The 15,365-nt window shown below is 66.9% G+C and carries 14 protein-coding genes and 5 tRNA genes; 9 read left to right on the plus strand and 10 right to left on the minus strand.

Features of this window, described 5'->3' with window-relative positions:
• The first annotated feature begins 148 nt into the window (after positions 1–148).
• Positions 149–1,338, plus strand: a protein-coding gene (locus C5H89_RS09195) for an IS3 family transposase (protein ID WP_104106686.1) whose coding sequence is annotated in 2 segments (ribosomal slippage) — positions 149–433 and positions 436–1,338 — 1,188 coding nt in all. Because the reading frame shifts where the segments join, the coding sequence is not laid out codon by codon here.
• A gap of 449 nt (positions 1,339–1,787) precedes the next feature.
• On the plus strand, positions 1,788–2,726 hold the full coding sequence (locus C5H89_RS09200) for a NaeI family type II restriction endonuclease (protein ID WP_162799305.1): 939 nt from the start codon (positions 1,788–1,790) through the stop codon (positions 2,724–2,726).
• A gap of 38 nt (positions 2,727–2,764) precedes the next feature.
• Here C5H89_RS09200 and C5H89_RS09205 read toward each other — a convergent pair whose 3' ends face one another.
• The gene (locus C5H89_RS09205) at positions 2,765–3,898 is read right to left on the minus strand and encodes a DNA cytosine methyltransferase (protein WP_104106688.1); all 1,134 of its coding nucleotides are present in this window, start codon (positions 3,896–3,898) and stop codon (positions 2,765–2,767) included.
• Positions 3,899–4,077: 179 nt separating this feature from the next.
• On the opposite strand from C5H89_RS09205, the gene C5H89_RS09210 reads away from it, so the two are divergent.
• Positions 4,078–4,449 (plus strand): very short patch repair endonuclease, encoded by a 372-nt coding sequence (locus C5H89_RS09210; protein ID WP_104106689.1) that lies wholly within the window; start codon positions 4,078–4,080, stop codon positions 4,447–4,449.
• A gap of 706 nt (positions 4,450–5,155) precedes the next feature.
• Here C5H89_RS09210 and C5H89_RS09215 read toward each other — a convergent pair.
• The 4 genes from C5H89_RS09215 to C5H89_RS09230 all read right to left on the minus strand — a co-directional run bounded on the left by C5H89_RS09215 (position 5,156) and on the right by C5H89_RS09230 (position 8,015).
• On the minus strand, positions 5,156–6,352 hold the full coding sequence (locus tag C5H89_RS09215) for a hypothetical protein (RefSeq protein WP_104106690.1): 1,197 nt from the start codon (positions 6,350–6,352) through the stop codon (positions 5,156–5,158).
• A gap of 76 nt (positions 6,353–6,428) precedes the next feature.
• Positions 6,429–6,725, minus strand: coding sequence for a winged helix-turn-helix transcriptional regulator (locus C5H89_RS09220; RefSeq protein ID WP_104106691.1), 297 nt, complete (start codon positions 6,723–6,725; stop codon positions 6,429–6,431).
• 693 nt (positions 6,726–7,418) lie between these two features.
• A tRNA-Val gene (locus C5H89_RS09225) sits at positions 7,419–7,490 on the minus strand.
• Between the two features lie 42 nt (positions 7,491–7,532).
• A complete protein-coding gene (locus C5H89_RS09230; RefSeq protein WP_104106692.1) occupies positions 7,533–8,015 on the minus strand; it encodes a PGPGW domain-containing protein in 483 nt (160 codons plus the stop codon).
• A 117-nt stretch (positions 8,016–8,132) separates the two neighbouring features.
• Here C5H89_RS09230 and C5H89_RS09235 point away from each other — a divergent pair, with 117 nt between their 5' ends.
• The gene (locus tag C5H89_RS09235) at positions 8,133–8,567 is read left to right on the plus strand and encodes an SsgA family sporulation/cell division regulator (protein WP_104106693.1); all 435 of its coding nucleotides are present in this window, start codon (positions 8,133–8,135) and stop codon (positions 8,565–8,567) included.
• 36 nt (positions 8,568–8,603) lie between these two features.
• Here C5H89_RS09235 and C5H89_RS09240 read toward each other — a convergent pair whose 3' ends face one another.
• Positions 8,604–9,425 carry an aminotransferase class IV gene (locus C5H89_RS09240; protein ID WP_104106694.1) on the minus strand — a complete coding sequence of 274 codons (822 nt, stop codon included), beginning with the start codon at positions 9,423–9,425 and terminating at the stop codon, positions 8,604–8,606.
• A 136-nt stretch (positions 9,426–9,561) separates the two neighbouring features.
• Here C5H89_RS09240 and C5H89_RS09245 point away from each other — a divergent pair.
• The 4 genes from C5H89_RS09245 to C5H89_RS09260 all read left to right on the plus strand — a co-directional run bounded on the left by C5H89_RS09245 (position 9,562) and on the right by C5H89_RS09260 (position 10,433).
• A tRNA-Gly gene (locus C5H89_RS09245) sits at positions 9,562–9,634 on the plus strand.
• 46 nt (positions 9,635–9,680) lie between these two features.
• Positions 9,681–9,754: transfer RNA gene (locus tag C5H89_RS09250), tRNA-Cys, on the plus strand.
• Between the two features lie 15 nt (positions 9,755–9,769).
• Positions 9,770–9,841 (plus strand) — tRNA-Val (locus C5H89_RS09255).
• Between the two features lie 286 nt (positions 9,842–10,127).
• Positions 10,128–10,433 (plus strand): hypothetical protein, encoded by a 306-nt coding sequence (locus tag C5H89_RS09260; protein ID WP_162799306.1) that lies wholly within the window; start codon positions 10,128–10,130, stop codon positions 10,431–10,433.
• Here the strand turns inward: C5H89_RS09260 and C5H89_RS09265 are convergent.
• Complete coding sequence (locus C5H89_RS09265) at positions 10,430–10,756, minus strand: hypothetical protein (protein ID WP_104106696.1); 327 nt, start codon at positions 10,754–10,756, stop codon at positions 10,430–10,432. The two genes, C5H89_RS09260 and C5H89_RS09265, sit on opposite strands and share 4 nt — an antisense overlap.
• Before the next feature lie 174 nt (positions 10,757–10,930).
• Between C5H89_RS09265 and C5H89_RS09270 the strand changes: the two genes are divergently transcribed.
• A tRNA-OTHER gene (locus C5H89_RS09270) sits at positions 10,931–11,004 on the plus strand.
• 103 nt (positions 11,005–11,107) lie between these two features.
• Here C5H89_RS09270 and C5H89_RS09275 read toward each other — a convergent pair.
• From C5H89_RS09275 to C5H89_RS09285, 3 genes are all read right to left on the minus strand, one after another.
• Positions 11,108–11,935 (minus strand): HAD family hydrolase, encoded by an 828-nt coding sequence (locus C5H89_RS09275; RefSeq protein ID WP_104106697.1) that lies wholly within the window; start codon positions 11,933–11,935, stop codon positions 11,108–11,110.
• Positions 11,936–11,955: 20 nt separating this feature from the next.
• Positions 11,956–14,574, minus strand: a complete 2,619-nt coding sequence (locus C5H89_RS09280; protein WP_104106698.1) for a phosphoribosyltransferase — start codon at positions 14,572–14,574, stop codon at positions 11,956–11,958.
• A gap of 65 nt (positions 14,575–14,639) precedes the next feature.
• Complete coding sequence (locus C5H89_RS09285) at positions 14,640–15,218, minus strand: TerD family protein (protein ID WP_104106699.1); 579 nt, start codon at positions 15,216–15,218, stop codon at positions 14,640–14,642.
• Between the last annotated feature and the right edge of the window lie 147 nt (positions 15,219–15,365).

Below are 15,365 nucleotides of genomic sequence, written 5' to 3' on the forward strand. Positions count from 1 at the left end.
GGCGTCTTGTTGAGCGAAAACCTATGTTGCCCTCGCACTGCAGGTCTTGCGGGCATCGCGTGCTCGCTTTAGCTCGCCCGGGACTGCTGCACGGATAGGTGACACCGACAGGTCCTAACCAGATGGTTGGGGCTGGAAGGATGTCCCCGTGACGAAGCCGTACCCCAAGGAGTTCCGCGACGACGTGGTCCGCGTCGCGAGGAACCGTGAGCCCGGTGTCGAGCTCTCCCAGATCGCCAAGGACTTCGGGATCCACTTCACCACCCTGTACACGTGGATGAAGAAGGCCGACATCGAAGAAGGTGAACGCCCCGGGACCACCGCAGTCCAGTCGGCCGAACTGCGTGAAGCCAAGAAGCGGATCAAGACCCTCGAACAAGAAGTCGAGGTCCTCAGGCGGGCCGCGGCCTACTTTTCCCAGGCCCATCTGCCGGGAAAATGAGCTACCCGCTCGTCCGCGACCTTGCCGCTGACGGAATCCCAATCACGGTGACGTGTCGGGTGCTCAAGCTCGCCCGCCAGCCCTACTACCGCTGGCTCGCGAACCCGATCACCGCCGCGGAACTCGACGGGGCCTACCGCGCGAACGCGCCGTTCGATGCCCATCGCGACGATCCCGAGTTCGGCTACCGGTTCCTGGTCGATGAGGCCCGCGACGCCGGCGTGATGATGACGCCACGAACCGCGTGGAAGATCTGCTCGAGCAACGGCTGGTGGTCGGCGTTTGGGAAGAAGAAGAGCGGTGTGAAGAAGGCCGGACCGCCAGTGCACGACGACCTCTGCGCAATCACCGATGAGAAGGGTCGCACCCGGCACGAGTTCACCGCTGATGCCCCGAATCGGCTCTGGATCGGGGACATCACGGAGCACTGGACAAGTGAAGGGAAGCTCTACGTCTGCGCGTTCAAGGACGTCTACTCCAACCGGATCGTCGGATACTCCATCGATTCGCGGATGAAGTCACGACTGGCCGTCACAGCCCTGAACAACGCCGTCGCCCGGCGCGGCGACGTTGCCGGGTGCGTGGTCCACACCGACCGAGGATCCCAATTCAGGAGCCGGAAATTCGTGCACGCCCTGAACCGTCACGACATGGTCGGATCCATGGGCAGAGTCGGGGCCTGCGGCGACAACGCCGCCATGGAATCCTTCTTCGCCCTGCTGCAGAAGAACGTCCTGGACCGCCGTTCCTGGGCCACCCGTGAAGACCTGCGGATCGCGATCGTGACCTGGATCGAGCGGACCTACCACCGCCGCCGCCGACAAGACCGTCTCGGCCGGTTGACCCCGATCGAGTTCGAGACAATCATGACCACGCCAGCCACTCAGGCTGCGTGACTAATCACTGTCACCTGATCGTGCAGCAGTCCCGTCCGTCCGCCTACACGGTCGCTCGTCCATGACTGTGACCAGCAGTGACGCGGGCACGTCAGGAGCTACCGTAGGTAACCGAAGTCCCGTCGATAAGTTCGTTCTCCCACAAGCATCCACACCCCGTCCCGGCAACGGGATCTCATAAAAGGGATGATCGTCCGGGCGCCCGTGTAGCTCGTCCAGACAGTCTATGGTGAGCTACGGCTGCCCGTCCCGTTCGAGCGCGGCTGTGTCACGGGTAACAGGCCCCCTGAACGTGCCTCGAGACACTCCGCTCTCCCCTCTGGAACAAATATCCCCGCGCGCGTGTTTCGGCCAACTAGTGCGTCGCTGTGGGGATTACGTCCCTACATCTCGGGTGCTGGTTTCGCCATTCACCGGCGCGCGAGGGACTAGGTCGATAGATTTCGGTCGTGCCCCGAGTTCCGCAGCCACCACTCGCTCAGCCAGGGGACGAGTGTGTCTCTGATCGATCGGGCGCACCCCACACGATCTCCCATCCTGACGACGACATCGACCTGCAACAGGTTCTCGCGTGGCTCCGGAGCACACCCGTCGAGCAGTTAATGACCGGTGCTGTGGTCGAGGCGGTCGAGTACGTTTTGGACGGTGCCAGGACGTTTCGGTTCGACCTTGATGCGCCGGAGGTGGATTCCGACGAACGGCGCACAGTCGGAGTCAAGCTTCAGTACCGGATACTCGAGGCTTTCGAGCTTCCGAAGGAGCGACCGCTCGATACCACGATTCTCGGCATTCCCGTCGAGCTGAAGGCCACAATCGGCGGAAACTGGGCCATCCCACGGGAGGGCCAATGCGAGATCTGCTGGCTGACGCAGGTCGACTCCAAGAACGACCGCTTCCGGGTGTTCCTCATGCGCACCCACCGGGGCTGGCTGAACGAAGGCAAGAACCAAGACGCGAAGCGCACGATCCGCGCCGACGCTCGCGACACCTTTGCAACCGTCCTGCTCGACTGGACGCCCCTCCCCCGGAACCCACTGAAGGATCTGACGCCCGAGCAACTCTCCGTCGTCTTCGAAGCACGAGTCGGCATCAAACGACGCGTGACGGCGCTCTTCGGCTTTCTTCCCGAAGTGGTCATCCCCCGTTTCGCGATCGAGACCGTCGCCGCCATGGCAAAGGACCCCCTTCGGCGCGCGCGACAGGCTAAACCGGACGTCTTCTTCAGCCACGAGCTCGTGGTCCTAATGGGGACCTGGACACCCCAGCGCGAACTCGCTGCTCGCCACGGATTCGACTTGTCAGGGGACGCTTGGGTCGCGATTCACCCGGAGACGCTTGGGGCCGACTACGGAACAGCCAAAGCGATGATGGAGCGGACGGGCAACTGATCGAGTGGCAGACACCCCGGACTGTTCGGCTTTGTCACTCACGAGATGTACGGCTTGACTTGCCGTGCTATCGCGCGTGCAAGGCCCGACGGGACGGCGTTGCCGATCTGCTTCGCTATGGCGATTTTCGAACCGACCCATAGATAGTCTCGCGGAAAGTCCTGAATTAGCGACGCCTCGTAGTGGGTCACGACCCGATTGACCGACAGCTTCGGATTTCCCTTGACGAACCTCGGGTCGTCATCGCGACGACGTTTGCCCGGTACCCACTGCGGGTGCAGATAAGCACCCTTCTCAGGCTTGAAGAACTCAGTACGGATCGTGTGCGACGGAAAGTCCCAACGCATGCGGCCCATGACGTCTGTAGTGCCGGTCGACTTCTCTCGCCAGCAGCGAGGAAGGAGTTCCGTCGGCACGTCGAACCTGCCACCGCCCGGCGGCACGTATGAGTATCGCTCGAGCGACAGAGGATTCGGGTTCCGCCGAAAGTGAACGTCGAGCCCTTTGAACACTCCTGGCATCGCTTCACCGAAGAACTCAGTGAGCGAGTCAGGCAGTTCGGTTGAGTCCGGTCGGGTCGGAAGTCCCTCGATGACATCCTGCACCGTCTGCCAAGACTTCAACCCCTTGGCACCGCCTCGAGCGTGGGTGGGGGCCGGCAGATCGATCTTGCCGACTCTCGAGCCGATGACGATGGTTCTACGCCGACGCTGGGACACGCCGTAGTCGGCAGCGTTCAACACACCGTACGAGATCTCGTAGTCCTTCAGAAGGCCGTGCTCGACCTCCCCTACAAGCATCTGGAACTCAGGCGACTTCGCGAACCGATCGACATTCTCAATCACAAACACCTGCGGCCGCGCAGTCCGGATGAATCGCATGTACTCGCGCCAAAGCTGATTTCTCGGATCACCGAGCGCCTTGAGGCCAAGGTTCGAGAACCCTTGGCACGGCGGACCGCCGATCATCAGATCCGCGGTCGGGATCTGACTCTCCTTCACCTCTGCAATGTCACCAGGAATGACATGATCCTCACCCCAGTTCGCCGCGTAGGTGGCGGCAGCGAATCTGTCCCACTCGACGGCGAGCACAGGTTCAAACCCTTCGCTGGCGAAGCCCACCGTCATGCCACCGCAGCCAGCGAAGAGATCGATCACGGTAGGCTTAGTCATGACACTAGATGGTAGGTCTCGGCACCGACATTTCTCGCAACCGCGCCGCTGCGTGGCCTCTGTGACTGGTGTGGGGTGCCTGACCTGCAGCCCCCTGACTGGGACGAACAGGTGGACTACTCCGAGACACTGTGAGTATGAGTGAGTCGTGGGCGTCCTCGCCGGGGGTGCGGCGTGGCATGCAGGCGAACCGCGGACGAGATACGAAACCCGAGATGGCTGTCAGGCGCGCGGCGCATGCAGCCGGACTCCGTTACCGGGTCGATTTCCGACCACTCCCGCGGATCGATCGGAGGGCTGACTTGGTGTTCACTCGCGCAAAGGTGGCCGTGTTCGTGGACGGGTGTTTCTGGCACGGGTGCCCCATCCATCACACGGTCGCGAAGTCGAATGCAAACTTCTGGGCGCGAAAGGTCACCCGGAACCAGGAGCGCGACGCCGAGACGGATCAACTGCTTCACGACGCCGGTTGGACCGTAATCCGAGCGTGGGAACACGAGCCTGTCGACGGGGTCATAGCTCGCATCTTGGTCTCTGTTCGACGCACGTGAGTGCTGGCCACCGCGGAAATGGTTGGCGAACACCTCGACTGTCCAAGGGAGTAGGCCGGATGTTCATCCTGGCGGACCAGAGACACCGACATATCAACACCAACGCGGCCAGTCCAAGCTTCATCCCGTCCCAAGCCCGTAGCAAGACCAGGAGGTTGAGCCATTCAGGCGCCCCCGTGCGCGATGGAGCTGGCGACGGCGTGCATTGCCCGGCTACGTCCACGAGTACAAGGTCGAAGGGCGCGAACGGAGCCTTGTGAAGGGAGAGTTCGTTGCCTGTCAGGGTCTTCCGAGCACTGCGCGCCATGGCGATCTGCCCCCTAGGACGACAAACATGTGGCGAGTGCCACATGCCCGCACCGGAGGTTAGCCCGTAGCAAAGCGCAAGATCGGACACACCGTCACCAGGACGGCGTACGAGGTTCAGCGCCGGCGCCTGACCACGACACACCTACGCCGCAGCCGCGCCACCACCATGCCTGCCCAGTTCCTCGACTTGAACAATCCAATCGTGCACAACACACGCGAGTTCTGGAGAGACTGGAACGGTCACCTGGTTGCCAACCTGCGGAGCGCTGCTCGACTCGCACGGGGCGGACCAATCTCGGGCTCGTGGGTCACGACAACGACCTAAAGCGGCAGCATTGACTCGGAATCCGATGAGCTCCCGCCTATATAAAGAGAGGCGAGTCGGGGCGTGCTCGAGCTAGGCCTCGTCCGGCCACGGCTCGCCTGGCGGCCAATGGGCTGGTAAGCCAAAGAACTCCTCCGCGGTCGATGCGGGAGGGGTCTCCGTGAGCATGTCCGCGGGGAGAGCTATGACGTGGGCGGGAAGGCCGAGATGGTCCGGCAGTTGGTGGACGGGGTTGGGGTGGCGCCACAGCGTGACTTCCGCGCGCTGCAGGTAGTACGGCATCAGTTGATTGACCAAGAGCACTCCAGACACATTGCGGTGCTGCCATTCAGACGCGACCCCGAAGTAGCCATCCGACTGTCGAACCTCACGAGTGACAACCTCCCCGTCTGGGCCCTCACTCCACTGAACCCCGAGGGCCCCGTACAGGGCGTTGGTTGTATGCCAACGGTCTGTGTCGTGGATGTACATCCCCACGGCGATGACGAAGGGCGCATCTAGGTCGCCGTATTCGTGATGCTTGGAAGTGAGCGCCTTGCGGATCGCGGGCGCATCATCGATCCAGCCGACCCCCGTGTGCCCGTAGACGCCGATGGCCCGGTGGTTGGTCCGCCGTCCCCGCGCCTCGGCATCTTTCGGAATCGCCTTGAACGTCGCAGACCACCCTGCGTGCTGCCACTGATGCGCCGGGGTGCTGTCGTGATCCCACGGTGCGTCGGGGTCGAGACCCCGCAACCAGCGGCGGAGATCGGCTCTCAGCCGCGCCGCCGCTGGCTGCGTGGACCCCTCCACCAACTCGTCCAGCCACAATATGAAGTTCGGGTCGTCCAGTCGGTTCACGGTGTCGAACAGGACTGATCGGCGCTGCGCAGCAGCCTTGGCAGAGGGGGTCGAGCCCGGTGCGATCGCCTCGATGTAGAACCGCTCGCACTGTCGCTCCGCAAGGAAGTCGGGGTGCGTAGACGTGCCATCGATGACGGGATGGATCGTGACCGCGTATCCGGCTCTAATGAGGCTTTCGTGGAGGTACAGCTCGAGGAAAGCGCTCCGGAATTGCTCGTCGTCCCGTGATCGAAGCCGCTGGCACAGGTCCCTGTAGTCCGTGCCGTTCTCGATGCGGTCGAGCCACTCCTGCATGAGCGACCGGGGGTGCTGCCAATAGTCGCCCGCGATCCGGTTCATGAAGTCGAAAGTGGACTCCTGGTGCTGACTAGGGGAGGCGTCCGTGCGTACGACTTCGTCGAAGATCGGCGGGCGGCCTGCGTCCATGCCGACGATGGTGTCAGCAACCAGTGAGATCCGCGCTGGAATCTTGCGGCGGGCCCCCCGGTGGTGCGGGTGGTGGTCAGCCCTTGCTGCCCTCACCGTGAACATGCATGGTCTGGCCACAGGTACGGCAGACGTGGATGTGGCCGATCCCGCTCGGTGTGATCTTCACTCCGAGCTGCTCGACGGCACCTTCCTCGATCAGGGTCGTCACGTGCGTGTGGACACGGTTCTTGGAGATCCCAAGTTCCCCCGCCAGCGCCGCCCGCGTCATCCCGTCGCCGCCGTTGTCCACGTCCGCGGTGACCAGTTCGACGATGAGCTTTCGCGTGTCGATGCCGGCTTGTATGGCCGCCGGGTTGCCGCCCGTGGCCAATTCAGGCCCTCGGTCCGTGCGACCGGGTGCCGGAGAAGGCGCAGTCGGGGTGTTGGCAATACTTGGTCACGTCAGCTCTCTGTAATCGTCTGAACCTGGGCGGGTACGTCGTAGTCAACCATTCCCGGGTAGGCCCCCGTTGGGTCCGACCCACAGCAGCTGGAGAGCCTCGAAGCGGACAGGGCCGAACATCGCCGTGCTGGCATGGAGGGGACGGGGTTGCGTGGGCGACCTTCAACTGCCGGTCGCCGAACGCGATGACCCCGAGCAGCAGAGGGTCGTCATCGTCCAAGGTCACTGCCGTCGAGCCAACACCTTGGTTCTCCAGCGGGGTGGACGGCCGGAGATGAGCAGGTCGGGCCGCCCTCGCAACGCCCGTCCGGTGGTGTAGCCGTAGGAGCATCGGCAGCGACGTCCGGCCGCCCCAGAACCCGCTGGTGCTTAGCTGCGCCGCACCAGCGTAGCGGGACGTTGCGCTCAAAAGGGCCCTTCTCAACGGACGTTCGGCGGGCCATGAAATTTCCTCGGTTGGCCCTATCGCGAGGGAGTGCCTGCCGTGCAGTCGCACTGTGGACCCCGAGACTGAGGCGCAAACGCGGGGGGACGATCGATTGCCTGCATGTTGCCTGGACACCTAAACGCAAAACTGCCCCTGCACTGCGTTTCCGCAGGTCAGGGGCTGTTTATGCTGGGTGGGCGATACTGGGTTCGAACCAGTGACCTCTTCGGTGTGAACGAAGCGCGCTACCACTGCGCCAATCGCCCCTGCGGTGCGTTGCGAAACATTAGCGCATGCCCCGGCAGGACTCACATCCCGGGCAGCTCCGGCACGACTCCGGACAGTCCCTGGACCCAGTCCCAGCCGGTGATCGCGAAGCCCGGCCAGTCGTAGACGACCACGTACGTCGTCACCGCACCGACGACCAGCACGACCGCCAGGCCCGTGGCCACCAGTCGCTGCTGACGAACCTTGGGGTCCATGTTGCGGGCCTTCTCGGCGGCATTGTGGGCGGCCTCCTTGGCGCGGTCCAGCGCGTGCTCGGCCCAGCTCCACTCGGTCGCCAGGATCGCCAGGCCGAGGATGATCGCCACGATGCCGGGACCGGGGGCCACCATCATCACCAGGCCGGCCAGGATCACCGCGACCCCGACGAACGTGACCACCACCTTGGTGGCCAGACCCGTGACCGGGTTGGCGTGCAGCCGACCGTGCAGCCGGTGGAAGAAGTGGGGCTCTGGGCTCGTCTCTTCGGGCCGGGTGGGGGCCTGGGGCAGCGGCTTCTCCGTCACGCCTTGACCTTAACGGGAGCCGCCTAGGAAACTTCCCCAAAATTAATCTTGACGTTTCCCCGTCACGTGGGGGCCAGAGGTGCGTTACTACTCCATAAGAGGGTCTACGGAGGAAACATGACGAATCGTAGCGACCGGCGCCTCGCCGGTGTTGTCGAACAGGACATCACGATGCAGTGCATCGACTCGCTGGGTCGTGGACACGACCTTGAGACGGTGTTCTCGTATCAGCGCAGCGACCCGTTCGCCGTGACGATCACCTTCGTCACGCACGAGGGTGATCTCCCGTGGACCTTCAGCCGGGACCTGCTGGCGCGAGGCATGACCGAGCCGACCGGCGACGGCGACGTGCACGTGTCCCCAAGCATCGATCAGCGGGGCCGGGCCGTGGTGGTCGTCGAGCTCAGCTCGCCCGACGGCCACCTCGTCACCCAGGCGTACATCAAGGACGTCCGTCAGTTCATCAGTCGTTCGTTCGCGCTGGTGCCCGAGGGCGAGGAGTCCCAGCACATGCCGATCGACGACATGATCCTGCAGCTCCTGACCGCCTGAGTCTCTCCCCCGTCCTGCTCGGACAGCCGACCCGTCTCACGGGTCGATGCCGGCCCGCTCCCCCGTCTGCCACGCCGCCATCGCCTCGGTGGTGACCGGCCCCGGTGCGGGCAGTTCCTTCCCGTCCCAGGAGTGCACGCCCTGCACGTCCCGTGTCGTCGAGACGAGGAAGACCTCGCTCGCCTCGGCCACCTCCTCGATCGGCGCGTCGACCTCCCGGCCGCCGTACCACTCCAGGACCAGGGCGCGGGTGACCCCGGCCAGGCAGCCGCTGGCCAGCGTCGGCGTACGTAGCTCGCCGTCCAGGACGTAGAAGACGTTCGACCCCGTGCCCTCGCACAGGTCCCCCACCGTGTTGGGCAGGACCGCCTCCGTGGCGCTCTGCTGCGCCGCGTGCGCCAGCGCCACCACGTTCTCCGCGTACGACGTGGTCTTCAGCCCTGCCACGGCTCCCCGCTCGTTGCGGGGCCAGGGGACGGTGCAGACCGCCGTCGTGGGTGCCAGCGGCTCCATCGGCGAGGCGGCGACCACCAGGGTGGGTCCTTGATCGCCCCTACCGCTGCCCATCGGGGCGACGCCGCCGGTGTAGGTGATCCGGAGCCGGCCCAGGGCCAGCGGATCCCCCGCGAGCACCTCCGCGACGCCTTGGCGCACCAGCGCCTCGTCCAGCGCCGGCAGTCCCAGGCCCGCCGCGGAGTGCGCCAGCCGGGCCAGGTGGCGGGTGAGGGCGAACGGCTGGCCGGCCACGACCTTGATCGACTCGAAGACACCGTCCCCCACGGTGAACCCGTGGTCGGAGATGGTGATCGCCGGCGCTGCCGGATCGGTGAGCAGTTGTCCGTCGACCCAGGCGCGCATGTCCCTCACTCTAGGCCGGAGGCCGCGGTGACCGGCCCCCCGAACACGCCAGGGGACCCCTGGTTTTGTCGCCCCTGCAGCCATCGGCTACTGTTCTGCTCGCACCAACGGCCGGAAGAACGGCCGGGAAGCGCAAGCGGACGTAGCTCAGTTGGTAGAGCGCAACCTTGCCAAGGTTGAGGTCGCGAGTTCGAGTCTCGTCGTCCGCTCGGAGAATGGTCTTTCCACCTGGTCCTTCCATGGAAGGGCTGGCATGGTGGGTTGGCCGAGAGGCGAGGCAACGGACTGCAAATCCGTGTACACGGGTTCAAATCCCGTACCCACCTCCATAAAATTCAAGACTTGGGCGATTGGCGCAGCGGTAGCGCGCTTCCCTGACACGGAAGAGGTCACTGGTTCAAACCCAGTATCGCCCACACTCGAAACCCCCCGTGACCTGCGGTTATGCAGGAAGTACGGGGGGTTTCATGCGTTGTATGGCGCGTCATTCACGCCATGGCATGGCATGGCTAACCATTCCGGCAACTGGGGGGACACCTCCCTCTAGGAGCCCGCCATGGCGACCGAGACGTGGCAGTCGGAGTACAACACCCTGACGGGCGGAACGCTGGGGGAATCCTCGCCCTCGGCCCACTGATCGTCGAGTACCGAGGGGCGCTGGAGTACGACTTCCGAACGAGGTTCCGGTTCGAGTTTGATCGGGTGGACACGGGCGCGATGTCATGGGGTGAGGCTCTGGGGCTGGTCCGCATCCTGCGCGCCGATCCAGGCTCCATGCTGGCTGCTGCGATCGAGGGCTGGGACTATCCATTCCCCCGCGGCGAGGCGATGCAGGCAGACCTGTACGACCTTCAGTACGCCAAGACCGGGGCTCAGGGTCGCAAGCCGTACCCCCCGGCCCTCCAGGGCGATGACGCTCAGAAGACACGGCGGGGCAACGCTGCTGGCCGAACGCCTGAGCAGGTCATGGAAATCCTGCGGGCATACGGCCACGAGGCGCCTGTCTAGTTCAGCATGAGCCGAGTCAGGGTCGACTTGATCTGCTCGGCCTCCGCCTTGCTGACGCGCATGTCGATCGTGTTGCCGCCGGTGATGATCGACACCGAGTGGTTGCGCAGACCGTCCTTCTTTGTCGTCACGGACGTGATGGCGCGGACGGGGATCATCTCCGTGCTCCCACCCTTGCGGGCGCCCGTGATGAGCGCGGCGCCCGTGATGACGCGGGTCGCACTCACACGCCCCTGCTGCTCCCACTCGATGCGGTCGGAGTGGATCTCCACCGTGGCGTTCTTGCCAGCAATGTGGGACGTGAAGGTCATCAGCGCGGTCATGGTCGCGAGCGTAGGGCAGCCCACACACATCTGAACAGAGAATCCTCAGGAGGCTCGCGTGGAGATCGCCAGCGCATTCGTGAGCCTGCTGCCCTCACGCAGACCGAGCTGGGGGCTTTCGGCGTTCCCCCAGATCCACATGGCTGCGTAGATGGCTAGCCTTTGGCCGATATCGGCGCTCGCTGAGCGTGACCAGCGCTTCCCTGACAACGGAAGAGGTCACTGGTTCAAACCAGTATCGCCCACCACAGAGATACCGCAGATCAGGCCCCGTCTCCCCCGCCAGGGAGTCGGGGCCCGCTTTCATTTATCAGACACTCCGTGCCCGCAGTGCGCCCAGCACGCGCCCGATCAGCCGAGGACCCGGCCGGCCAGCCAGCCCGTGATCTCCTCCCCCGCCATCACCCCGCTGGTGGCGGTGACCCGCACGTGCTCGCTCGTCCACCCCACGTCGGCCAGCTCGCCGTGCGCCGGCCGGATCGCCTCGTCCGCCGCCTCCAGCAGGTCCTGGTCCAGCAGGGAGTCACCGGCGGCCAGCAGGTGCCGACATCCCAGCATGTCGGCCACCTCGCGGGCCGCCGCAGCCTTCGTCAGCGCCGTCGGTACGACGTACACCTTGCGGCCCTGCACCGAGACCCCCCAGGCTCGCTCGCCGGCGAACCCGGTGAGCTCCTCGACCCAGCCGCTGGGCATGGCGTCCCGCTCCACCACGGCGTAGCAGAACAGCCCCTCGGCGTCGCGGACGCTCCGCAGGAACCCGTCGGCACCTGCGGCCCGCGCCGCGGCCTGCAGCCACTGCGACACCTCCTGCAGCGGGCCACTGGCCTCTGCCAGTCGTCGGGTGACCGCGGCGGTGAAGTCCAGGTCCTCGACCCCGTCGCGCAGCAGCCGGCCACCGTTGGCGCACAGCGCGAACTTGGCAGGCGGACCGGGCAGGTTGATCCGCTGGAACTGGGCGGTGGTGCGGGTGGTGACCGGGACGAGCTTGCCGGCCTCGTTGAGCGCCGCGACGTGACCCGCGGCGGTCTCGGTGAGGAACGACAGCGGCCGGCCCTGGTAGACCTCGACGCAGAGCAGCCGGGGGGCGTCCTGGTCGGGCACCGGGAGCATCAGCGCGGCGGGCGAGTAGAGCAGGGTGCGGTCCAGGTCGCTGGCCACCACCATGTCCCCAGACGTCATGCCCGAACGCTGCGGACCGCTCATGCCCCGACCCCCGCGGTCGCCGCGGTGCCGTCGGTGCCGGTGGCGCCGCGGGTGAACCTGGGGTGGATCAGTCCGATGGCCGAGTACGGCAGGTCGGGGACCTCCACCACCTCGACGCCGCGCTGGTCGGCCAGCAGCCTGATGTGGCCCAGCTCGTCCGCTGCGTCCGCCCGGACCAGGACCTTCCACGGGACCCGGCGCAGCAGCACCCGGGTGGTCTCCCCCACGCCCGGCTTGACGAGGTTGGCGTCGCCGATGCCGTACTCCCGGCTCACGGCCTCGACCGCGGCCCAGCCGGACCACGTCGCGGTGCGGTCGGAGGCCAGGTGAGCCGGCAGGGACGCCAGGACCTCGTCCCGGACCGAGGCGAACTCCGCGGCGACGGTTTCGACGAACGCCGCGGAGACGTCCGAGGAGGCCAGGTCGGCGTAGAACTTGGCCCCGTGAAAGTCTCCGGGCCCGATCAGGGCGTCGTTCAGGACGGTGCGCGAGACCAGGCCCGAGACGGTCGAGTTCAGGCATGCCGAGGGGATCAGGTAGTCCTCGCGGGTGCCGAAGACCTCCACGCACCGGCCGGTGTCCGCGAGCACGGCCAGGTCGGCCGCGAAGTCCGCGCCCAGCGCGGCGTTCGCCGCCTGCACGGAGGCGGCCAGCTCGCGGGTGATCGCTCCTTTGCCGGTCCAGCCGTCCACGAACATCACCGTGGCCGGGTCGTGGTGCGCAGCCAGGTAGGCCAGCGCCACCTCGTCGATGCCCTTGCCGCGCACGATGGACACCGCGTAGTGCGGCAGCTCCAGGCCGTGCACCTGCTGCGCCCAGCGGCGCATCAGCACCCCCACCGGCGTACCGGCTCGAGCCAGGGAGACCAGCACCGCCTCCGGGCCGCGCAGGGCCAGCACCTGCTCGGTGACCAGCCCAACCGCTCGCGCCAGACGGGTCGCGGACGAGGCCAAGGTGGCGGTGAACAGTGCCTGGTACGCCGCGTCGGGTTGGAACTCCACCGGCAGCGACTCCGCGTAGTGCGCACCACCGGACTGGATGGCCTCCTCGCGCTCCTCGGTCGGTGCCTCCAGGTCGACGTGGGACAGGTCGGTGAGCAGCCACGCCACGTCGTCGGGACGGTAGGACCCGAACCGCGGACCCCGCAGCGGCTCGGGCAGCGGCTCCGGCAGGGCACGGGGCCGGTGCGCCGGCACCGTGACCACCAGCACCCGCGGCGCGACCTCGGCGAGCCGGCTCACCAGCCCGGCCGCGGACCAGAGCTCGTCGGTGTCGCCGGCGTCGTCGACCACCAGGACCACGGTCTCGAAGCGGGACTCCCCCGCCGCCGAGGTGAGGTTGTAGGCGAACCGCGGGCCGGGGCCGTCACTGGGGTCGTCGTGGGCGGGGAACCTCAGGGCGGACCTGATCGCGTAGCCGGCCTCGGGCACCGGCAGCACCGGGGACCGGGTGGTGCTCGAGCAGGTCACCGTCACCTCGCCGACCCCAGAACGTGCGGCCAGCACGGCGCCGAGCTCGCCCGCGAGGCGGAACGGGGCCTGCATCAGCTCCTCGAAGCCGAGCACGTGCACCCGTCCGGCCCCAGGCCCGACGGCATCGGCCAGCGTCTCGGCCAGCACCGGCAGCGCCGCGGCGAACCGGACCCGGTCGGCCCGGGTGAACCCGTGGCGACCTCCCTCGCGCAGCCCCGACGGCCAGGCCAGGTCCACCCGCGTGATCTGGCCGCGGGGTCGCTGGGCGTCGACCGCAGGGGCGGCGCTCGGGCCTGACTCGGTCTCGTGGACCAGGGCGGCACCGCGCCCCAGCACGTCGGAAGGAGCGTCGACGGCTCCCGCCGCGAGCGCGACCAGCTCGATACGGGTCCCCAGTTCACCGGCCACCCGCGCCATTCGTTCCCGGTCGGCCCCGCTGCGCAGGTCGACCAGCGCGGCGATCACGTAGTGGCTGCGGGGAGTCGCTCGGTGCAGGGCCCTGATGGTGTTGAGCGCCGTGCTGCCGGTGGAGAGCTCGTCGTCGACGAGGACCAGCGGGCCCGGCCGCGCGAACGCAGCCGGATGCTCGGGGAGCAGCAGGTGGCTAGTCGCGTGGGAGTGCTCCTCCTGGAACGAGCCCAGCTCGCGCATCCCGGGCACCGCCCGGCGCGTGGAGTGCAGGTAGGGCACGTCGAGGGCGTCGGCCACTGCGTGGCCCAGGGCCGTGGCGGTCTCGGCGTACCCCAGCACCACGACGCCGTCGGGCACGGCGACCGGGGGCGTCCGGGCGTGCTCGACCAGCCGGGCGGCACTGCCGCGGACGCCGTGCAGCGCCTGGCGCAGCAGCTCCCCCCCGAGCAGGTCCTCCGGATGCGGCGCGCCGGCCGGGGCCGCCAGTCGGGCGGCCGCCAGCCGCCCCAGGAGCAGACCGGTGCCGTGCACCAGGTCCGGGTCCGTGGGGACGTGCTTGCCCAGCACCAGGGAGACCAGCAGGTGGGCGCGCCGGGGGTTGCGGCGGACGGCGAGCCCCACCAGCTCGTCGAGCTGCACCCCCAGCGGCGCCGCGCTGGTGCGCAGCGCGAGGTCGAGCCGGTCCCGGACCCAGGCGCCGGTCCACGGCGCGGTCTCGGGCTCGTTCGGCATGCTCGAGGGTGCCGGGGACGACGAGGGCGGCTCGGCCGCGCTCTGCGGCGCGGCCGAGCGGGCGCTCACAGGTGCTGGGCCGCCGCCGGTGCGATGGCAGCCACGGTGCGGCCACTGGCGGTGCCACCGATCGCGGTCATCGACCAGCCGGCGCCGTCCCTGGACACCTTGGCCATGATCTGGGCGGTGTGGCTGCCGGTGGCCGACAGGTCGTAGCGCGCGATCTCGTCCTCGTTGGCCTCGTCGACCAGGCGGCAGAAGGCGTTCTCGACCTGGGCGAACCCCTGTCCGGTGAACGAGTTGACGGTGAACACGACCGTCTGGACGTTCGACGGCAACGCCGACAGGTCGACCTTGATGGACTCGTCGTCCCCGTCGCCGGCGCCGGTGCGGTTGTCGCCGGTGTGCACGATCGAGCCGTCCTTGGAGACGAGCTGGTTGTACCAGATGGTGTCCACGACGTTGCCCGAGGCATCGAAGAGCAGCGCGGAGGCGTCGAGGTCGATCGACTGCTCCGACATCCGGCCCAGGAAGCCCTTCTTCTTGGCCGCGTCCCAGCCGAGTCCCATCCGGACCTTGGACAGCGCGCCGCCGCTCTTCTTGGTCAGGGACACGGTCTGGCCCTTGGTCAGGCTGATGCTCATCGGTTTGGTCTCCTCGTCGTGGCCGCTTCTTCTGGGCTCACCCTCTCATCCACCGCCAAGGCACGACGAGGTTCGTCCTCGGATTCTGCGACGCGCTCGGTAACCTGACCTCCAGCGCTCCGTCGAGGCACCTTGCTCCGGCGGTCG

The organism is Nocardioides sp. 616 (assembly GCF_002930065.1).
GTDB lineage: Bacteria > Actinomycetota > Actinomycetes > Propionibacteriales > Nocardioidaceae > Nocardioides > Nocardioides houyundeii.